Origin of the sequence: Bradyrhizobium sp. RT6a, from assembly GCF_040547675.1 — a bacterium.
Lineage (GTDB): Bacteria > Pseudomonadota > Alphaproteobacteria > Rhizobiales > Xanthobacteraceae > Bradyrhizobium.
Window position 1 is genome coordinate 1,084,337 of the sequence record NZ_JBEPQC010000002.1, and the last position, 20,279, is coordinate 1,104,615.

At 65.0% G+C, this 20,279-nt stretch carries 17 protein-coding genes; 7 read left to right on the forward strand and 10 right to left on the reverse strand.

Annotation, left to right across the window (positions count from 1 at the left end; translation table 11 throughout):
* Positions 1-55 precede the first annotated feature (55 nt).
* A complete protein-coding gene (gene parC / locus ABIC03_RS15125; RefSeq protein ID WP_354058891.1) occupies positions 56-2,314 on the forward strand; it encodes a DNA topoisomerase IV subunit A in 2,259 nt (752 codons plus the stop codon).
* Between the two features lie 75 nt (positions 2,315-2,389).
* Here parC and ABIC03_RS15130 read toward each other — a convergent pair whose 3' ends face one another.
* Entirely contained in the window at positions 2,390-2,593 is a 204-nt protein-coding gene (locus tag ABIC03_RS15130; protein WP_275167877.1) for a hypothetical protein, read from the reverse strand.
* Here ABIC03_RS15130 and ABIC03_RS15135 point away from each other — a divergent pair.
* Both ABIC03_RS15135 and ABIC03_RS15140 read left to right on the forward strand, forming a co-directional pair.
* Positions 2,571-4,121 (forward strand): ABC transporter substrate-binding protein, encoded by a 1,551-nt coding sequence (locus tag ABIC03_RS15135; protein WP_354058892.1) that lies wholly within the window; start codon positions 2,571-2,573, stop codon positions 4,119-4,121. The two genes, ABIC03_RS15130 and ABIC03_RS15135, sit on opposite strands and share 23 nt — an antisense overlap.
* Positions 4,122-4,125: 4 nt before the next feature.
* Positions 4,126-5,670, forward strand: a complete 1,545-nt coding sequence (locus ABIC03_RS15140) for a GMC family oxidoreductase (protein ID WP_354058893.1) — start codon at positions 4,126-4,128, stop codon at positions 5,668-5,670.
* 35 nt (positions 5,671-5,705) lie between these two features.
* Here the strand turns inward: ABIC03_RS15140 and ABIC03_RS15145 are convergent, their stop codons facing one another.
* The 3 genes from ABIC03_RS15145 to ABIC03_RS15155 all read right to left on the reverse strand — a co-directional run bounded on the left by ABIC03_RS15145 (position 5,706) and on the right by ABIC03_RS15155 (position 10,438).
* Entirely contained in the window at positions 5,706-6,920 is a 1,215-nt protein-coding gene (locus ABIC03_RS15145; RefSeq protein ID WP_354058894.1) for a YeeE/YedE family protein, read from the reverse strand.
* Positions 6,921-8,234: 1,314 nt separating this feature from the next.
* Entirely contained in the window at positions 8,235-9,620 is a 1,386-nt protein-coding gene (gene chrA, locus ABIC03_RS15150; RefSeq protein WP_354058895.1) for a chromate efflux transporter, read from the reverse strand.
* Complete coding sequence (locus ABIC03_RS15155; protein ID WP_247298211.1) at positions 9,620-10,438, reverse strand: chromate resistance protein ChrB domain-containing protein; 819 nt, start codon at positions 10,436-10,438, stop codon at positions 9,620-9,622. The genes chrA and ABIC03_RS15155 overlap by 1 nt, the downstream gene beginning before the upstream one ends.
* 196 nt (positions 10,439-10,634) lie before the next feature.
* On the opposite strand from ABIC03_RS15155, the gene dmeF reads away from it, so the two are divergent.
* A complete protein-coding gene (gene dmeF / locus ABIC03_RS15160) occupies positions 10,635-11,585 on the forward strand; it encodes a CDF family Co(II)/Ni(II) efflux transporter DmeF (protein WP_354058896.1) in 951 nt (316 codons plus the stop codon).
* 78 nt (positions 11,586-11,663) lie between these two features.
* Complete coding sequence (locus tag ABIC03_RS15165) at positions 11,664-12,518, forward strand: N-acyl homoserine lactonase family protein (RefSeq protein WP_354058897.1); 855 nt, start codon at positions 11,664-11,666, stop codon at positions 12,516-12,518.
* Between the two features lie 5 nt (positions 12,519-12,523).
* Here ABIC03_RS15165 and ABIC03_RS15170 read toward each other — a convergent pair whose 3' ends face one another.
* Both ABIC03_RS15170 and ABIC03_RS15175 read right to left on the reverse strand, forming a co-directional pair.
* Positions 12,524-12,715, reverse strand: a complete 192-nt coding sequence (locus ABIC03_RS15170) for a hypothetical protein (protein WP_354058898.1) — start codon at positions 12,713-12,715, stop codon at positions 12,524-12,526.
* A 31-nt stretch (positions 12,716-12,746) separates the two neighbouring features.
* Entirely contained in the window at positions 12,747-13,904 is a 1,158-nt protein-coding gene (locus ABIC03_RS15175) for an MFS transporter (protein ID WP_354058899.1), read from the reverse strand.
* Between the two features lie 185 nt (positions 13,905-14,089).
* On the opposite strand from ABIC03_RS15175, the gene ABIC03_RS15180 reads away from it, so the two are divergent.
* Positions 14,090-15,349 (forward strand): adenylate/guanylate cyclase domain-containing protein, encoded by a 1,260-nt coding sequence (locus tag ABIC03_RS15180; protein WP_354058900.1) that lies wholly within the window; start codon positions 14,090-14,092, stop codon positions 15,347-15,349.
* Positions 15,350-15,463: 114 nt separating this feature from the next.
* Here the strand turns inward: ABIC03_RS15180 and ABIC03_RS15185 are convergent, their stop codons facing one another.
* Positions 15,464-16,708, reverse strand: a complete 1,245-nt coding sequence (locus ABIC03_RS15185; protein WP_354058901.1) for an MFS transporter — start codon at positions 16,706-16,708, stop codon at positions 15,464-15,466.
* 167 nt (positions 16,709-16,875) lie between these two features.
* On the opposite strand from ABIC03_RS15185, the gene ABIC03_RS15190 reads away from it, so the two are divergent.
* Positions 16,876-18,231 carry an Nramp family divalent metal transporter gene (locus ABIC03_RS15190; protein ID WP_275167866.1) on the forward strand — a complete coding sequence of 452 codons (1,356 nt, stop codon included), beginning with the start codon at positions 16,876-16,878 and terminating at the stop codon, positions 18,229-18,231.
* Positions 18,232-18,270: 39 nt separating this feature from the next.
* Here ABIC03_RS15190 and ABIC03_RS15195 read toward each other — a convergent pair whose 3' ends face one another.
* The 3 genes from ABIC03_RS15195 to ABIC03_RS15205 all read right to left on the reverse strand — a co-directional run bounded on the left by ABIC03_RS15195 (position 18,271) and on the right by ABIC03_RS15205 (position 20,153).
* Positions 18,271-18,627, reverse strand: a complete 357-nt coding sequence (locus ABIC03_RS15195) for a hypothetical protein (protein WP_354058902.1) — start codon at positions 18,625-18,627, stop codon at positions 18,271-18,273.
* 66 nt (positions 18,628-18,693) lie between these two features.
* Positions 18,694-19,470 carry an arginyltransferase gene (locus ABIC03_RS15200; protein ID WP_007603416.1) on the reverse strand — a complete coding sequence of 259 codons (777 nt, stop codon included), beginning with the start codon at positions 19,468-19,470 and terminating at the stop codon, positions 18,694-18,696.
* Between the two features lie 149 nt (positions 19,471-19,619).
* The gene (locus ABIC03_RS15205) at positions 19,620-20,153 is read right to left on the reverse strand and encodes an RDD family protein (protein ID WP_275167864.1); all 534 of its coding nucleotides are present in this window, start codon (positions 20,151-20,153) and stop codon (positions 19,620-19,622) included.
* Positions 20,154-20,279: the final 126 nt, after the last annotated feature.

The window sequence follows — 20,279 nt, forward strand, 5'->3', positions numbered from 1 at the left end:
TACAGGGAACCAATCGATCCTTGCCCGATTCGCTTCCACGGTTTAACCGGGCGGCATGGGAAAACGATTGATTCCGCCGGAGGACCCGGCCGAAATTCACGAGGTGCCGCTGCGTGAGGCGCTGGAAGAGCGCTATCTTGCGTACGCGCTCTCCACCATCATGCACCGCGCGCTGCCCGATGCGCGCGACGGCCTGAAGCCGGTGCACCGGCGCATCCTCTACGGCATGCGCCTGCTCCGGCTCGATCCAGGCACGGCGTTCAAGAAATCCGCCAAAATCGTCGGCGACGTGATGGGCTCGTTCCATCCGCACGGCGACCAGGCGATCTACGACGCCATGGTGCGCCTGGCGCAGGATTTCTCCTCGCGATACCCGCTGGTCGACGGCCAGGGCAATTTCGGCAATATCGACGGCGATAATCCCGCCGCCTACCGCTACACCGAAGCGCGCATGACCGACGTCGCGCGGCTTCTGCTCGACGGCATCGATGAGGACGGGGTCGAATTCCGCCCCAATTACGATGGCCAGTCGAAAGAGCCGATCGTCCTGCCCGGTGGCTTCCCGAACCTGCTCGCCAATGGTGCGCAAGGTATCGCAGTCGGCATGGCGACATCGATCCCGCCGCACAACGCCGCCGAACTCTGCGACGCCGCGCTGCATCTGATCGAGAAGCCCGACGCAAAATCCAAGGCGCTGCTGAAATGGGTCAAAGGTCCGGATTTCCCGACCGGCGGGATCTGCGTCGATTCCAAGCAGGCGATCGCTGAAGCCTACACCACCGGCCGCGGCTCGTTCCGCGTCCGCTCCCGATGGGAGCAAGAAGAGGGCGCGCGCGGCACCTGGGTCGTCGTCGTCTCGGAGATACCCTTTCTGGTGCAGAAGTCGCGGTTGATCGAGAAGATCGCCGAGCTGCTGGACCAGAAGAAGCTGCCGCTGGTCGGCGATATCAGGGACGAGTCGGCCGAAGACGTCCGTATCGTGATCGAGCCGAAATCGAAGAACGTCGATCCCGCGCTGATGATGGAATCGCTGTTCCGGCTGACCGAGCTCGAAAACAAGATTCCGCTGAACCTCAACGTGCTGATCAAGGGCCGCATTCCCAAAGTCGTGGGGCTCGCGGAATGCTTGCGCGAATGGCTCGACCATCTGCGCGACGTGCTGATCCGTCGCACCAATCATCGCAAGGCCGAAATCGAGCGCCGTCTGGAGATTCTCGGCGGCTTGCTGATTGCCTACCTGAACATCGACGAGGTGATCAGGATCATCCGCAACGAGGACGAGCCAAAGCCGGCGCTGATCAAGGCGTTCAAGCTCACCGAGCTGCAGGCCGAAGCCATCCTCAACATGCGGCTGCGAAGCCTGCGCAAGCTCGAGGAGATGGAGATCCGCAGCGAGGACAAGGATCTTCGCAAGGAGCTGAAGGGCATCGAGGGATTGCTGGCGTCCGAACCCGAGCAGTGGAAGAAGGTCGGCGAGCAGGTCGGAAAGGTCCGCGACATGTTCGGACCGAAGACCCCGCTCGGCAAGCGCCGCACCACCTTTGCCGACGCGCCCGAACACGATCTCGCCGCGATCGAAGAGGCTCTGGTCGAGCGCGAGCCGGTGACGGTCGTGGTCTCCGACAAGGGCTGGATCCGCACCCTCAAGGGCCACGTCGAGGATCTCTCGGGCCTGGCTTTCAAGCAGGACGACAAGCTCGGGTTCGCGTTTTTCGCGGAAACGACCTCGAAGCTGCTGCTGTTCGCCACTAACGGCAAGTTCTATTCGCTCGATGTCGCAAAACTTCCGGGCGGCCGCGGTCACGGCGAGCCGATCCGCCAGTTCATCGATCTCGAGCCGGAGGCCGCGCCGGTCACGCTGTTCGTCAACAAGGGCGGACGCAAATTCCTGGTCGCGAGCCACGAGGGCCAGGGCTTTGTGGTCAACGAGGACGATTGCGTCGGCACCACCAAGAAGGGCAAGCAGGTCCTCAACGTCGACATGCCGAACGAGGCGCGCACGGTCACCGAAGTGCTCGGCGATACCGTCGCGGTCATCGGCGAGAACCGCAAGATGCTGATCTTCCCGCTCGACCAGGTGCCGGAGATGGCCCGCGGCCGCGGCGTTCGCTTGCAGAAGTACAAGGACGGCGGCCTCTCCGACATTGCCGTGTTCGACGCCAAGACGGGCCTGACCTGGAAAGACTCCGCAGGACGCGAATTCTCTGCGACCATGAAGGAGCTCGCCGAGTGGAAAGGCTCCCGCGCCGACGCCGGCCGTCTGCCGCCGAAGGGATTCCCGAAGTCGAACAAGTTCGGCAGGGTGATCGGGTAGTCCGCGGGCCGTTGCCATATCGACAGTGTCATGCCCCGCGTAGGCGGGGCATCCAGTACGCCGCGACTTCTCGGCTCAATCATAGCTTTTTCTGGAATACTGGATCGCCCGGTCAAGCCGGGCGATGACAGTGAGGGTGTGGCGCGCAAACGCGCGGCAGATAGCCGTGTGCGCATGAGTGCTTTCATCGAACGGGCACGAACATTGCTTTTTCCTGGCGACTGCAAACGTTTCAGTCAAAACGGCAAAGGCACCAATGTCCAAACTGAAGGCTTTCATTCCGGCGCTGCTCGCCTTGGCGCTGACCGCGGCGCCGGCGCATGCGGCAGGCAATCTCGTCGCGGTGCTCGAGGCGGAGATCGTCACGCTCGATCCGCATTTCTCCACGGCCTACATTTCGCGCACGTTTGGCTACATGGTGTTCGACACGCTGTTTGCGAAGGATTCCAAAGGCGAGATCAAGCCGCAGATGGTGCAGGACTGGAAAGTCTCGGCCGATGGCTTGACCTACAGTTTCACGCTGCGCGATGGCCTGAAATGGCATGACGGCCAGCCGGTCACCGCCGCCGATTGCGTCGCTTCGCTGCGCCGCTGGGGCACCCGCAGCGCGCTCGGCCGTCGCATCTTCGCGATCACGGCCTCGCTCGAGCCGACCGACGCAAAAACCTTCGTGCTGACCCTGAAGGAGCCGTCTGGTCTCGTCATCGACGCACTCGGCAATCCCGTCAGCCCGGTCGCCTTCATGATGCCTGAGCGCATTGCCAAAACGCCCGGCGACCAGCGCATCACCGAGATCGTCGGCTCCGGCCCGTTCGTCTACAGCAAGGCCGATCACCGCACCGGCGATCGCATGGTCCTGAAGAAATTCGCCGACTATGTGCCGCGTCCCGAGCCTGCCGACTTTCTCGCCGGCGGCAAGCGCGTCAGCCTCGATACGCTCGAGATCCGCGTCATTCCAGATGGCGCGACCGCAGCCTCCGCGCTGCAATCCGGCGAAGTCGATTTCATGCAATACGCGCCGTTCGATCTGCTGCCGACCATGGAGAAGAACTCACGGGTGAAGCTGGTCAATTTCACCGGCGGCAACATGTTCGCCGGAGCTTATCGCCTCAATGCCGCATCAAAGCCGTTCGACGATCCCGCCATCAGACGCGTGCTGTGGAAGCTGGTCGATCAGCGCGAGGTGCTGGACGCACTCGGCCTGGACGCCAAATACGCGGCACCTTGCGCGACGTACTTCACCTGCGGCACCACCTATGACAGCAAGGCCGGGACTGACGCCGCAGTCAGCCCGTCGATCGAGGCGGCGAGAGCCGCGCTGAAGGCGACAAAATATGCCGGCGAGCCTGTCATCGTGATGGAGGCCAACGATCTTGAAGCCCCGCGCGTCTCGGCGCAGGTGCTGGCCGAGCGGCTGAAACAGGCCGGCTTCACCGTCGACCTCCAGGTGATGGACTGGGCGAGCGTGCTGGCGCGCCGCGCCAAGAAGGAGGGCTGGAGCGTCTATGGCGTCCATGCCGGCGGTTTCGATCTCGGTTCGCCCTTGACCAACGTCATGGTCGCCTTCAATTGCGCCGACTTCACCGGCTGGCAGTGCGACGCGCGCATCAAGCCGCTGATGGAGGCCTTTGCCAAGGCGCCCGCCGAGGAGGATCGCAAGAAGATCGCAGGCGAGATCCAGGCCGTCATGTACGATCAGGCACCCGCTATACCGTGGGGCCAGTTCGCCCAGCCCGCGGCCTCTCGCGCCAGTTTGCGCGGCCTGATACCGTCCGCCATCCCGGTGTTCTGGAATGTTGAGAAGTAGCGCGATGTACGATGTCATTGTTGTGGGCGGCGGCTCCGCCGGCGCCGCCGTTGCGGCGCGGCTCTCGGAAGATCCCGCCCGGCGCGTCCTGCTGCTGGAGGCGGGCCTGGACTGGCGCGCCGACGAGGCGCCTTGGGAAGTGATGACGCCAAATCCGATCCCGATCATCCACAAGCGCGAGTACCAGGAGAAATGGCAGTGGCCGGATCTTCTGACGCGCCGTGTGGCCGGCCAGGAGCCCCGCTTCTACTGGCGCGGCAAGGGGCTCGGCGGCTCGTCGATGATGAACGGCCAGATCGCCATCCGCGGCGTCGCCGACGCGTTCGACGAATGGGCGGCCAATGGCTGCACCGGCTGGTCGGCTAAGGACGTGATGCCGTTGTTCTCGGTGATCGAGGATGATCAGGAATTCGGCGATGCCGCCGGCCATGGCCGCGGCGGACCGCTGCCGGTCTATCGCGCGCCGCCGGAAAAATGGGGGCCGATCGATCGCGGCTTGCGCGATGCAGCGCTGGCGAGCGGCTATCCCTGGTGCGCCGACGTCAACGGTCCTGACGGCGAGGGCGTCGCCTGCTATCCCATCAACAGCCGCGACAGCCGCCGCATCACCACCAATGAAGGTTATCTGGAGCCCGCGCGCGGCCGCGCCAATCTCGAGATTCGCGGGCACGCATTGGTCGATCGCGTCTTGATCAGTGACGGGCGGGCGACCGGCCTTCGCGTTCACATCGAGGGGCAGGGCACCAGCGAGATCAGCGCGCGCCAGATCGTGCTGTGCGCCGGCGCGATCCACAGCCCGGCGATCCTGCTGCGCTCGGGCATCGGACCGGCTGAAGAGCTGAAGGCGATGGGAATCGCGGTCGAGCGCGACCTGCCGGTCGGCCGGCACTTCTTCGACCACCCGCTGTTTCGCGCCACGATCCAGCTCCACGAAGACCTGCGGCCGACCGATCCGGACACGCGTCATACCAATTGCTGCGTGACCTATTCGTCGGGCCTCGCCGACGGCGGCAAGCGCGACATGATCCTGATCGCCTTCAACCATCGCGGCATCGGCGTGCCGGGCGCGATCGGGGCCGGCCTGTTCAACGCGTATTCGCGAGGTACGCTCAAGCTGGCCTCGACCGACCCTGCGATCGATCCTGTCGTCGAGGAGAACATGCTGGCTGATCGCCGCGACATGCTGCGCATGATGGATGCGGTGAGGCGGCTGGCCGTGATCACCGCCCAGCCGGCGCTATCGGGCATCGCCGACTGGATCCGGCTCGCCGACACCGATCTGACGCTGCCGCAGGCTGCGGCCTTGCCCGATCACGAGCTCGACGCGCTGCTGCGCCGAGAGACCGGCGATATCCAGCACGCCGCCGGCAGCTGCCGCATGACCGGCGTCAACGACGCCGACGGCGTGGTCAACCCTGACGGCACCGTGAAGGGCATCTCCGGCCTGCGCGTCGCCGACGCCTCGATCATGCCATCGGATTGCCGGGCCAACACGCATTTCACGACGGTGGTGATCGGCGAGGCGATTGCGCGAATGATCATGCGCTAGACGGCAGCATCGATCGCCGGCGCGCAGACGAAGACCTACCGCTCGACGGCCAGGCCGAACAGCGGTCGGAGCTGTGTCCCCAGAATGTTGCCGACGAAAGCCGCGACCAGCCAGCACCAGCCATGCAGGCTGCCCGATGCGATCCCGCTGAAGTAGGCGCCGATATTGCAGCCATAGGCGAGCCGGGCGCCATACCCGAGCAGCAGGCCGCCGATGATGGCGGCGAGGAGCGAGGATGCGGAGATGCGCCATGTCGGATGGAATTTTCCGGCGAGGCCTGCGGCCAGCAACGCTCCCAGGATGATGCCGAAGTCCATGACGGAGGTGATGTCGGCGAAGACGTTTTGGTGCAGCGACGGAGCGCGCGGGCCCTGCCAATAGGGCCATGACGCGACGTCGACGCCGAGGCTCATCAGGATCTTCGATCCCCAGAGCGCGAAAGCGGAGGTGATGCCCCAGGGACGTCCCGCAAGATAGAGCGTGGCGAAATTTCCGATCGCGAGCAGGATCGCGCCCCACAGGAGCGGCCACGGCCCCTGCATGAAGCGGCGCGCGCCGCGCAGCTTCGTCCGCGCTCCCGGCTCGATTTCGCCGTGCCGGCCGATCTCGGCCCTGATGGTGATGAGGTAGATCGCAGCCATGACGGCCCAGCAGAGCACGAGCGCCGGCAGCCATCCGAATCGTTCGACCAACGAGACGGCGCCGACGTTCGGCAGCGCGCTCCACCACGGCAGATGCAATGCACCGAGCGTCGATCCGGCGATGAAGGCCGACAGGGTCACCAGCATACGGGTGTTACCGCCGCCGGCGGTATAAAGCGTTCCCGAGGCGCAGCCGCCGCCAAGCTGCATTCCAAGGCCGAACAGGAAAGCGCCGGTCAGCATGCCCACGCCCACCGCGCCGAGCTCGCCATGTACGGCAACGCCGAACAGCGTGCCCTGCGCCAGGGCCGGAAAGAAGAGGGCCGTCGCCAGCGCGAGCATGACCATTTGCGCACGGAGGCCGGCGCCTCGTCGCGCAACAATGAAGACCCGCCAGGCCGAGGTGAACCCGAACAGCGCATGGTACAGCGTCAGGCCAAGTGCGCCTCCGAGAAGAAACAGCAATCCCTGTTGCCAGGAAATTGTGCCTGACAAGGCGGCTGCGCCCGCCAGAAGAATTGCCGCCGCGACAGCGACGACCGTGAGATTGGCGCCGTGGCGGTCATTGTCAGGGGCAAGCAGCCGCGCATCGATAGATAGATCGGTCATGGCTCATCCAAAAAGCAGATCCTTCAGCAGTGGGAGCTAACCGGGGCGAATTCTTCCCGTTCCAATCTTCCACCTTGGAACTGATGCGATGGCGCTAGGAAAGGCTGTCATGCCCCGGCTCGACCGGGGCATCCAGTACGCCGCGGCTTCTCTTCTCGATCACGATCGTCTCGGAGTACTGGGTCGCCGGTCAAGCCGGGCGACGACACCGAGGGTGAGGTTCGCCCAGCCATCGCTCCGTTACACGTTTCAAACAGCGGACGAGCGTTCGCGATCTCGCGGCGCGTTCCGCCCGAGTTTTGCTTCGTCGCATCGCTCTCATTGAGACAAGGGCGCAGGGAAGGCCGGGCGCTGGCTGGCACCCGCAGGTCCGTGCGCGATGGAAATGCACACGGGGTGGACCACAGGTTCGCCGGATCGCCCGGCCTTCCCTGCGCGATGGTTTTAACGTGTCCTTCGTGCTCTCCCCGGGGAGCGATGCACTATTGCCCCCGTCGCCATGCAGATGACTGATGCGCGCGCCCGGTCGGGCCGCCACATCACCGCAGGACTTGACGCACAGACCCCGGGCGTCAGGACCACACGACTTGTTCGTCCGCGCACGTCTTCGCTGGGACCTCGGGAACTGGCGTGTGCTCACACCCGAAGCCATGCGAAGACGCTGTCGGCATCGTGTCGTAGGCACGAAGGCCATTGCTCACGGCCGAAGCCGCCCTGCAATGCCTATTATGCCGGACGCCGTCGCGTCCATCGCTGCCCAGCCCGCGGTTCGTGACGATCGCGATCCGCCCCTTGTCTCGGGCTAGGGTGTGTCGCTTGTACGTCGAATCCGAATTTCGGTAAAGTGGAATATTTTGCGAAGTGGGCTTGACAGGCGGTGTGGCGGAAATGGTCGCGGCTGTTTTGCCCGACGGGACGTGATGCCGAGCTTGCTCATCGACGGTTCATGACCCCATGCGGACTTTCCGTTCGATAACTTTGCCTGTATCCATCCGGATCATGTGGACGTTCTTAACCGGCTCATTCATTTTCGTCGGACTCGCTGTGGCAGCATTTTGCCTTGGCAAGGGGCCAGACGGCGTTTCCCAAAGACCTATGCGAGCGTGGATAGAGTCTTGTCCAGCATCGACCTAGTGTTGTTAGTAGCGGTGCTTTTTGTATTGTTTTACATGACGCGTTGAATAAGTCCGCGACCGCCCAACAAGGTTCGACCTCATTCAACTCCGCGACTGGCCCAAGGCCACCATGCTGCCCAGTCGGATTCAACGTTCCTTTCGATAGAAGCTGGACGCAACGAACCAATTAGTTCGCGTCCTAGATCACCCCCGCCAGCCGCAACGCCACGCCGGCGACGCAGCTGCCCGCCAGCACCGTCAACATCCCCAGCTTGAACCGGAAGATCGCGGTTGCGGCCGCCATCGACAGCAGCAGCGCCGGCACATCGACGCTGGTCAGGACCGGCATGTCGAAGGCAAACGGGAAGGTGTGCACCGGCACGGTCTCGCGGAATAGCGTGTGCAGCGCGAACCAGATCGAGAGGTTGAGGATCACGCCGACGACGGCGGCCGTGATCGCACTGAGCGCACCGCCGAGGCCCTTGTTGCCGCGCAGCCGTTCGACGTAGGGGGCGCCTACGAAAATCCAGAGGAAGCAGGGCGTGAAGGTGACCCAGGTCGCGAGCAATCCGCCCAGCGTGGCCGCAAGAATCGGCGACAGGCCGCTGGGATCGCGGAAGGCGGCCATGAAACCCACGAACTGCAGCACCATGATCAAAGGGCCCGGCGTGGTCTCGGCCATGCCGAGGCCGTCGAGCATCTCGTGCGGCTTGAGCCAGTGATAGTGCTCGACGGCCTGCTGGGCGACATAGGCCAGCACGGCGTAGGCGCCACCGAAAGTGACCAGCGCCATTTTCGAGAAGAACAGCGCGATGTGACTGAAGACACTGTCTTGTCCGACAGCGAGCAACAGCGCGATCACCGGCACCAGCCAGAGCGCCAGCCACAACGCGCCGACCCGGATCGCGCGCGCGGTGTTGGGGCGTACATGCTCGGGCACAGCGTCGCCGAGCATGCTGTCGATCACGGCGCTGCTGCCGGCAGGCCCGTGGCCGGCCGGCGCGAATTCCGGACGGCCCTGCTTGGCGCCGATGTATCCGATGATGCCTGCGGCGATGATGATGACCGGGAAGGGGATCGCGAAGAAGAAAATCGCGACGAAGGCGATCGCGGCGAGCGCGATCATGATGCGGTTCTTCAGCGCGCGCTTGCCGACCCGCACCACCGCCTCGACGACGATGGCGAGCACGGCGGCTTTCAGCCCGAAGAACAGCGCCTCGACGAAGCTGACATTGCCGAAGGCGGCATAGACGTAGCTCAGGCCCATGATGGCGATGATGCCGGGCAGGATGAACAGCCCGCCCGCCATCAGCCCGCCGGCGGTGCGGTGCATCAGCCAGCCGACATAGGTCGCAAGCTGCTGCGCCTCCGGGCCCGGCAGCAGCATGCAGTAATTGAGCGCGTGGAGGAAACGGGCTTCTGAGATCCAGTTCTTCTCCTCGACCAGGATGCGATGCATGACCGCGATCTGGCCCGCGGGCCCGCCAAAACTCAGGCAGGCGACACGGAGCCAGACGCGAAAGGCTTCACTGAAGCTGACGCCGTGGCCGGCATCAGCTCCTGTGTCGGTCGTACGGGTATCCATCAAGCCTTCGCCTTGTTGGTCGGCCAGTTATGGGTCTCAGACGTGGCGTCGCGGCACCAGCGATAGAAGGCGTCGTAGAGCAGCATGCCGGCCTCGAGCTGTTCGAGGTCGTCATCATACATCCGCGACAGCCCGAGCGAAGCTGCGAGCAGGCCGGGGGCCTCCGGCGCAAGGTCGGGGCGCGCGGTGTCGGCGCCGCGCACCAGCGTTGCGAGCCGGAGCAGCGCCGGCGCGGCAATCCCGAACTCCTCGATCATCACGTCGAAGGTGCAGAGCTCGCCACGGTGGCTCCAGAACACGTTCTCGATGTCGAACGGGGCTGCCTTGAAGCGTTCGCCGACGGCAACCACTTCGGACGGAGCCACGAACAGGAACACCGCGTTTGGATCGACGAAGCGTCGGATCAGCCAGGGGCAGGCGATGCGGTCCACCTTGGGCCGCGCCCGCGTCACCCAGACGGTTCGGCCCTTGGCGTCGCGCGGCGGCAGCTTGCGGGTATCCAGCAGCGGCAGCTTTGCGTCCTTCCATCCCTCGAAGCCGCCTTCCAGCGTCTCGGCCTGAACCCCGAGCTGCCTGAGCCAGGCCGCCGTGCCCTGCGCCAGCTTTGCGCCGCGCAGGCAGGAGACGATCGCGGTGCGGCCGGCGAATTCGGCACCCCATTCCGGAACATTGTCGTGGCTGAGCTTGATCGAACCCGGGATCAACCGCCGGTCGGCGGCAAAATCCTCGTCGGTGCGCACGTCGATCAGGGCAGGGGCATTCGCCGTGCCGATCAACCGTGCCAGTTTGTCAGATGATATCGTGGTGTAGGAAGACATGATGCGCCCTCGTGAAAAACAACGGGACGCGATACTTGGGCATGTCGCCTCGTGGGGAGATCGCTCAAATCCCCATGCACTTCATTACATCGAAACGTCACCTATCTGTCAATCGGCTCGTTTCGCCGGATTTTGTCCGGGACCCCCGCAGGTCTATATTGCGGGTCAACGGGCCGGACCTTTCGGAGACGTTGTGATGCATTCCCATTCCATCGAACAATGGACCCATGACCACGCCTTTCTGGGCGAAAAGCACGACGAGAACGAGCGGCGCACCTGGCTCGTCGTCGTCCTGACGCTGGTCATGATGGTCGGCGAGATCGTCGCCGGCTCGCTGTTCGGCTCGATGGCGCTGCTCGCCGACGGCTGGCACATGGGCACGCATGCGGCGGCGCTGGGGATTGCCGCATTCGCGTATCGTTTTGCGCGGCGGCATCTGGGGAGCTCGCATTTCAGCTTCGGCACAGGCAAATTCGGCGATCTCGCCGCCTTCGCTAGCGCGATCATCCTCGGACTGATCGCGGTCGAGATCGCCTATGAGAGCGTGCTGCGGCTGATCACGCCGGTGCCGATCGTCTATGGCGAGGCGATCGCGGTCGCTGCCCTCGGCCTGTGCGTCAATCTCGCAAGTGCCTGGCTGCTCCGTGACAGCCACGATCACCACCATCACGGCCATGCGCATGATGATCACGAGGATCATGAGCATGATCATCACCAGCATCATCACGACAACAATCTTCGCGCGGCCTATGTCCACGTCATGGCGGACGCAGCGACCTCGGTGCTGGCGATCGCCGCGCTCGTGGTCGCCATGTATTCGGGATGGACCTGGGCCGATCCGGCCGTCGGCCTGATTGGCAGTGCCGTGATCGCAAGCTGGGCGTTCGGCCTGATCAAGACATCGGGCGCGGTGCTGCTCGACGTGCGCGCGGACGAGAAGCTGGAGCGTGTGATCCGGGCGCGCATGGAGGTCGGCGACGACCGCGTCACCGATTTGCATCTGTGGCAGGTCGGTCCCGGCCATTGCGCGGTGCTGATCTCGGTGGTGTCGGACACGCCGAAGCAGCCGGCCGTCTACAAGAGGCGGCTCGCCGGGCTCAAGGGGCTGAGCCACGTCACCGTCGAGGTCGAGACCTGCCTGCATTAAATCGGTCTGCGGGAATTCTGCGAACTGGCCGGGGTTGACCCTCGGTCACAGCCGACAATGGCTGCAAGGGAGGAACGAATGACGCCAAAGATCACGCCGAGGATCGCGCGAAGGATCAAGCTCGCTGTCGCCGTCGCTGCACTCGTTCTGTCCGGTCATGCGGCGCTTGCGCAATCCGAAAAGACCGGTGTCGAAAAGCTCTACGTCCTCAATTGCGGGGAGGGCACCGCCGGCGACATCTCGCGCTGGACGCCCGGCCTCAATGAGGGCAAGACGATGGACTTCGTCGACAGCTGCTATCTGGTCAAGCACGCCAAGGGCTGGTTCCTGTGGGACACCGGCATCGCCGACGCAGTCGCCGCGATGCCGAACGGCCTCGCGCCCGCCGATCCCAAGGCGGTGACCTGGCGCCGGCCGAAGACGCTTGCCGCCCAGCTCGAACAGCTCGGCCTCAAGCCGGATGACATCAAGATGATGGCCGTCTCGCACACCCATCCCGACCACACCGGCAATGTCGAGCTGTTCCCGCACGCCACGCTCTACGTGCAGAAGGCCGAGTATGACTGGCCCGGCGCCAACAACGAGCCGCGCTTCAAGCCGTCCCATCCGGTCGAGCTGCTTGCGGGCGACAAGGACGTGTTCGGCGACGGCAGCGTGACCATCCTGTCGACGCCCGGCCATACGCCGGGACATCAATCGCTGCTGGTGAAGCTGCCGAAGACCGGCGCCGTCGTGCTGTCGGGCGACGCCGTGCATTTCAAGGATAATTGGGACAACCGCCGTGTGCCCAGCATGAATGCCAACAAGGACCAGAGCGCGGCCTCGATGCAGAAGATCGCCGACACGCTCGGCAAGGAGAAGGCGCAGCTCTGGATCAACCACGACAAGTCCCAGCGCGACAGCCAGAAGATGTCGCCTGAGTTTTATGACTGACGCGGCTAGCCTTTCGGCGCGGTCACGGCGGGCGGGCTCGCGTCCGGCGCCTTCTTCGGCTTCAGCGAGCCGGCGTAGAAGGAGATCAGCCAGACCAGGATGATGGCGAGGAGATAGACACCCCAGGCCTGCGGCGGCGTGGTCGCCCAGCGCAGGAGGCCTTTGAATGTGCGGGGCGGGCGCGTGTCGTCGGTCATGCTCCGCTTGTGCGCGAAAGCTTCCGCCCGGTCAATCCGGCCGCGGTTGCGCGCGGATCATGAATAGCGCGGCCAGTGCCGAGAGGCTGAGCGCGGACGAGACGATCAGCACCTTGGCGCCCATGACGTCGATGAGCAGGCCAAAGGCCAGCGGCGCCACGGCCTGCGCCATCCGTGCCGGCGCGCCGATGATGCCGAGGCGATAGCCGAAATCCTTGGGACCGAAGATCGACAGCGGCAGCGTGCCGCGCGCGATGGTCAGGATGCCGTTGCCAGAGCCGTGGAATAGCGCAAACGCGCTAGCCGCGGCGCCGCCGAAGATCGCCACGACCACCGCGCCGATCGGGTGGGTGAGGCAGGCGAGCCGCGTCGACCACAGCGGATGAAAGCGGCTGAGGAAGCCCGCTTCCAGAACCCGCGCGGCCACTTGCGCGGGGCCGATCAGCGCACCGGCCGCGATCGCCTCCACCGGCGTCGCGCCGGTGGTCTCCAGGATACGCGGGAAATGCGCGGCCATCGCGCCGGTGACGGTCCAGACCGCGGCGAAAACGAAGGCGAGCAGGATCATGGTGCGGTCGAGCGGCAGATGCGGCTTCTCTGCGGTCGCTGCGGCCTGCCTAGCGCCCTTGATTGTCGGCAGCATGAAGAAATTCAGCGGCAGGCCGATCAGGATATTGGCAGCGGCCCAGGCAAAGCAGGTCTCGCGCCAGCCGAAATGCGACAGGCCCCAGGCGGTGAGCGGCCAGCCGACGGTCGATGCAAAGCCCGCCATCAACGTGATGCCGGTGATCGGCCTGCGCGCCTCGGTGCCGTAGATGCGGCCGAGCGCGGCGAAGGCGGCGTCGTAGAGCCCCATTGCCATGCCGATGCCGAGCACGAGCCAGGCCATCGCCATCACCGCCACGGATTGCGAGAGGCCGAGCAGCATGAGGCCGGCGGCGATCGTCAGGTTCGACACCGAGAGCACCTGCCGGCCGCCGACCAGATCGATCTGTCGCCCGATGCGTGGCCCGAGCAGCGCCGAGATCACCAGCGAGGCCGAGAACGCGCCAAAGACCCAGTTGGAGGAGATGCCGAGATCGCGCGCCATGGGATCGGCGAGCAGCGCCGGCAGATAGTAGCTCGAGGCCCAGGCCAGGGTCTGCGTGGTACCGAGCGCCAGGATGATCGGAAGCTGGCGCTGGCTCATATCCCCGTATTTCTGATCGGCGGTGGCATCACTCGCATTTGCAGCGCGAGGCGGGAGCGCGTCAACAGCGTCCGCGACATATGCGACCTGCCGCGGGCGGGAGCCTCGGCCCTGAGCAGGAGCTTTGGCGACGCAAGGTCCGCGCGCCGCCTTTCGCTCGTCACGAATGCACGGCATAATGGCGCATGCAATTGACCTCGCGCCTTGCTCTGATGAACTGGCTGGCGGGCCAGGGGCTCACCGGCCTGCCCGAACCCGAACTGCTGCGCGGCTTCTGCGAGCGCTGCTGCGCCGAAGGGCTGGAGCTCTCGCGTGGGCTTGTCGTCATTGATACGCTGCACCCGATCTATGAGGGTCGCGCCTTCCGCTGGAGCGATACGCCGACCAACGAGAGCGATGTCGTCGAATACGGCTCGACGGCCGAGGGCGACGCGGCCAACAATTGGCGCCGGTCGGTGTTCTATCATTTGCTCGAGCATGGTCACGACGAGATGGTGATCGACCTCGCCGACGCGCCCTCGCTCGATTTTTCGCAGATCGGCGAGCTCGCCGAAACGGGTCACCGCCATTTCCTGGCCTTCGTGCACCGCTTCGGGGAGACCGGAGCGCTCGGGCAGATGGACTGCCTCTACTCCTCCTGGACAACCCGACGCGACAGCGGCTTCGCCGAAGGCGAGCTCGCGGCGCTGCGCGATCTCGTGCCGGTGCTGGGGCTCGCGATCAAGTCGGCGCAGCAGGTCGACATCGCGCGCACGCTCGGCCGCGTCTATCTCGGACGCGATGCGTCAGAGCAGGTCTTGAGCGGACGCATCTCGCGCGGCGTCACCGAGCGCATCAACGCCGTGCTCTGGTATTCGGATCTGCGCGGCTCGACCGGAATCAGCGAGAGCATCGGCCCCGACGAGATCATCCCGTTCCTCAACGACTATGCGCAGGCCGTGATCGATGCGATCCACGAAGCCGGCGGCGACGTCTTGAAGCTGATCGGCGACGGCGTGCTCGCGATGTTTACCGGCGAGGACATGGCGCACGCTCGGCGCGCGGCGCTGCGGGCGGAGCATCTGTTCCGCAAGAACGTGGCAGCGCTGAACCTGCGGCGGGGCGCCGAGGGCCGTCCCACCACGTCCGCCTATATCGGCCTGCATGTCGGCGAAGTCTTCTACGGCAATATCGGGAGCGAGGACCGGCTTGACTTCACCGTGGTCGGTCCGACCGTGAACGAGGTCAGTCGCATCGCCTCGATGAGCCGTTCGGTCGATCGCGAGCTGCTGGCGTCGGCGGAATTCTACAAGGGCCTCGATGCCGCCGGCCGCCGCTATCTCGTCTCCACCGGTCGCTACGCGCTCCGCGGCATCGGCCGCGCGCAGGATCTCTACACGCTCGATCCGGAAGTGGACGCGAGCGAGCCGGTGACGGGGAGCTACGAGCGGTATCTGGCGAACTAGGCTGGCTGCTCCCACAAACTCCGTCATTGCGAGGAGCGCTTGCGACGAAGCAATCCAGACTGTTCCCGCGGAGAGATTCTGGATTGCTTCGCTTCGCTCGCAATGACGGTGCAGCTAACACCGCGCCACCGCCTCATCGCCCACCATGTCCGGCTGCCGGTCCAGCGCCACCGCGGGCGAGAGCCAGATCACCAGGGCCTGCACGCCGAACACGGCGGCGGCGAGATAAAGGCACGCTTCCGCGCTCCAGAGGCCGCCGACGATCGCTCCCAGTGCCGAGCCGACCGGGCGGGCGCCGTAGCTCATGATGTTGATGGCGGAGACGCGGCCCAGGAGGCGCGGCGGCGTCACCGACTGGCGCAACGTCGTGGTCGAGATCACCCACAGGATCGGCCCGACGCCGAGCAGGAAGAAGCTCAAGGCCGCAAGCCAGGGCGAGGGGACCAGCACCGTCAGCGCCATCACCATTGCGGCAACGAAGCCGGTGACGGGGCCGAGGCCGACGACCGTGCCGAACGCGACACGCTTCATCACGCGCGTGGCGAACAGCGCGCCGATCACCATACCGACGCCGTACATCGTCAGCACCGTGCCGATGCCTGCGGCGGTCAGGCCGAGGTGACGCACGGCGTAAGGCACGAACACCGCGATCTGCAGAAACCATCCGGTGTTGAAGATGAACTGGGTGATAAAGACCGGCCGCAGCAGCGGATGGTGAAACACGAAGGCCGCGCCCTCGCGGATGTCCTGAAACGGATGTCGCCGTGGCCCCGACGTGCGGGCGGGCTCGTAGATGCCGGAGAGCAGCACGACGGCGATCGCGGATAGCGCAGCCGCAAAGCCGAAGGCCGGGCTCGCGCCCCACCACCCCACCAGCGCGCCGCCGAGCGCAGGGCCGCTGGCGAAGGCGATGGTGCGTGCGAGCTCGATCCGCGCGTTGGCTGCCGGCAACAGGTCCGAACTCACCAACGAGGGCACCAGCGCCGGCGCGGCCACGCTGTAGACGACGGTGCCGCACACGGCGGCAAAGCCGAGCAGCGCCAGCAGCGACAGATTGAGCGCGCCGAGCGCGAGCAGCAGCACGATCGCTGCAAGGGCCGCGGCCCGCAGCGCCTCGGCGCCCGCCATCAGCGAGCGGCGGGAGATGCGGTCGGCCAGCAGGCCGGCCGGAATGGCGAAGAGGACGAAGGGCAGGGTCAGCGCGGTCTGGAGCAGGCCGGTCTGGCCCTCGGCGACGCCGAGCGTCAGCACCGCGACGATGGGGGCCGCAGCCAGCGCGATCTGTTCGGCCGACTGTGCAGCCAAATTGGACCAGGCGAGGCGGTTGAATGTCTCGGGGAGGCGCGGCGGATTTGACATGGCTCATTTCCTGCAAAGTCGGGTTGGCGCCAGTATCCGCCTCCCGAGGGCGCCAAACCCACCCGCTTCCCGACAGGGGCGACACATATCGACCGCCGAGGCAACGATGCGGCTAGATGCAGTTGCAAATGAGTTGCAATAAGGCTCGACTTCGGTATTCTCGCCCCATGGATGCTCGCTCTCCCGATCTGACCCAAGACGCCGCCGGCTGGCGCTCCGACGCGCCTGCCACCAAGAGCCTGGCCGAGGTGAATGCCACGGTGGCGATCCCGATCGCGGGGGTGTGGTGGCGGCGCCTGCTCGCCTTCGTCGGCCCGGGCTATCTGGTCTCGGTCGGCTACATGGACCCCGGCAATTGGGCGACCGACCTCGCCGGCGGGTCCAAGTTCGGCTACACGCTGCTCTCCGTCATCCTGCTCTCGAATTTGATGGCGATCCTGCTGCAATCGCTGGCGGCGCGGCTCGGCATCGTCACCGACCGTGACCTCGCGCAGGCCTGCCGCGCGACCTATTCGCCGGCGGTGAACTTCATGCTGTGGCTCGCCTGCGAGGCGGCGATCATCGCCTGCGATCTCGCCGAGGTCATCGGCACGGCGATTGCGCTCAAACTCTTGTTCGGCATTCCCCTGATCGGCGGCGCGCTGATCGCTGCGCTGGATGCCTTTTTGCTGCTCATCCTGATGAACCGTGGCTTCCGTTTCCTCGAAGCTTTCGTCATCGCACTGCTCGTCGTGATCGCTGTCTGCTTCACGGTTCAGCTTGCCGCGGCCGCACCGCCGGTGGCCGAGATGCTGAGGGGATTTGTGCCGAAGACCGAGATCTTCACCAACCCCGAAATGCTCTACATCGCGATCGGCATCATCGGCGCAACCGTGATGCCGCATAATCTCTATCTGCATTCCTCGATCGTGCAGACGCGCGCCTATGAGCGCAACGACACCGGCCGGCGCGAGGCGATCAAATGGGCGACAACGGACTCGACCATCGCCCTGATGCTGGCGCTGTTCATCAATGCCGCGATCCTCGTGGTGGCGGCGGCAACCTTCCACAAGAGCGGCCATGCCGACGTCGCCGAGATCGGCCAGGCCTTCGAGCTGCTGTCACCGCTGCTCGGTCTTGGCATCGCCTCGACGCTGTTCGCGGTGGCGCTGCTCGCCTCGGGCCTGAATTCAACGGTGACGGCGACACTCGCCGGCCAGATCGTGATGGAAGGCTTTCTCGATTTACGCCTGCCGAGCTGGGCGCGCCGGTTGCTGACGCGCGGCATCGCGATCGTTCCCGTGATCGTCGTCACCGCGATCTACGGCGAGCGCGGCACGGCGGATCTCCTGGTATTCAGCCAGGTGGTGCTGTCGATGCAGCTGCCTTTCGCCGTGATCCCGCTGGTGCGGTTCGTCTCGGACCGCCGCAAGATGGGCAAGTTCGTAATCCCGGCGTGGGTCGCGGCGATCGCTTGGATCGTTGCCGGCATCATCGTGGTTTTGAACCTGAAGCTGCTCGCGGATACGCTGTTCGGATCGTGATTGTTGCGCGCCCCTGCCCATCAAGTGCTGAGGCCGCAATCACGCACTTGGCTTCTGGCCAAGCGGGCGTCGCGGCCGGTAAGGACTGAGGGGATTGACGTCGAGATCGACAACCTTGACGCATTGTTGGCGCTTGCGATGTCTCGAGCCCGCGTGCCATTTCCCCCTCTGAAGCGCGACCTTCGTCATCTCCGCCAGCTTAAAGCACTTCCAGGCCCCTCCGGGCGCCAAGCCTTTGCTGGAACTGCCGCCAAACTGAAAGGCGAGCGTTCGTTCCTCGCCATCGGTATGGCCCAGTATTGCGGGGCAAATTGAACGCGGGTGCCCTTGATAGAAACAGAGCACCTGCTGGCGCTCGACCATGCCCCGCGCGATCAGATCATAGATACTCGACAAGCAAAACCTCCGGCGCTGGTCCCATCTCGCGGTACGAACTGCCGGCTTATTAGATCGGCGCGCCGATCAATCCTGCGGCTCGGACGCCGCATCGCCTTGCGCGTCGATGCGCAGCCAACCTGACGGCGCGAGGCGCTGCTGCGGCAGGAAGCGGGCCTTGTAGTCCATCTTCTTGGAGCCCTCGATCCAGTAGCCGAGATAGACGTAAGGCAATCCCTGCCGGCGGGCGCGGGCGATGTGGTCGAGGATCATGAAGGTGCCCATCGAGCGGCTGACTTCGCCGGGCTCGAAGAACGAATAGACCATCGACAGGCCGTCGCTGAGCACGTCGGTCAGCGCGACCGCGATCAGCTCTTCGCCCCGGCCGGTGATGCCGCTGTCGGGGCCGCGCTTGCGGTACTCGATGATGCGGGTTTCGACGTGGCTGTCCTCGACCATCATGGCGTAGTCGAGCACGGTCATATCCGCCATGCCGCCGTGGCGGTGACGGGAATCGAGATAGGCGCGGAACACCGAATATTGCTCGGAGGTCGGCACTGCGCTGCGCTGCTCGCCGATGATGTCGGCGTTGCGCGCGATCACCTTGCGGAAGTTGCGGGAGGGGCGGAACTCGTTGGCGATCACCCGGACCGAGACGCAGGCGCGACACTGGTCGCAGGCGGGACGGTAGGCGATCGATTGGCTACGACGGAAGCCGCCATGGGTCAGGAGGTCGTTGAGATCACCGGCGCGCTCACCTACGAGGTGCGTAAACACCTTGCGCTCGTGCCGGCCCGGCAGATAGGGGCAGGGGGAGGGCGCCGTGAGGTAAAATTGTGGGGTATCGCGCGAGTGCTGGGTCAAGGGACGTCGTGGGCCTCCAAAATGTGCATCAGCATCGCGCTACGAAAGCCCCCGGTCAATCGGTCTACTCGGCAGGTCAGGTCGGACAGCATAGCGGGTCCAGGTTGATAGGTTCTTGATCCAGGTTGGTTGATCAGTAGGTCCTTTGATCAGTAGGTCCTGGCGCCTTGAGGCACCGGCGCACGAACGGAATTGTTGATCACGACCGTTCCCAGCACGAAATCGTGCAGCAAGCGCCTGCGGCCGTTGAACAGGCCGACCAGGACCACGAAGGGCGACAGGAACGAGAACGTCACCCAGAACAGCACCGCGTGGGTGGCGCCCAGCACGAAATACCCGGGCGCGCCGTACCAGGTGCGGAGCTCCAGATCCATCACGCGCATTCCGATGGTCGCGGACGACGGACCGCCGATGCAGGCGCCGTAATAGACGATGGCCCAGATCACGGAGGCAGGCCAGGCCAGCCAGAACAGCGCCCAGCCGATGCCGAGCGTGACCACGCCGAACACCGCAATGAAGAGGTAGCCGAGGATCACCGGCACCGAGATCACGACCATGTCGATCAGGAAGGCGAACACCCGCCGCGTCGCAACGCCGCGGAACAGTTCCGGGTGCAGATAGGGATCGTAGGCGTGAGCCGCACCATCACTGCGCCAGGCATTGCCCGAGTCCGAATACGACATGACCGTCCTCCCGAGGGGAAACTCCCGTGGCAGCACATGGGAATAGGCCGTCCGCGTGCCAAGGGTGCCGCGATTAACAAGCCGAAATATTCCGGCGATTCGGGGGCGGCGGTAGCCGCGAGGAGA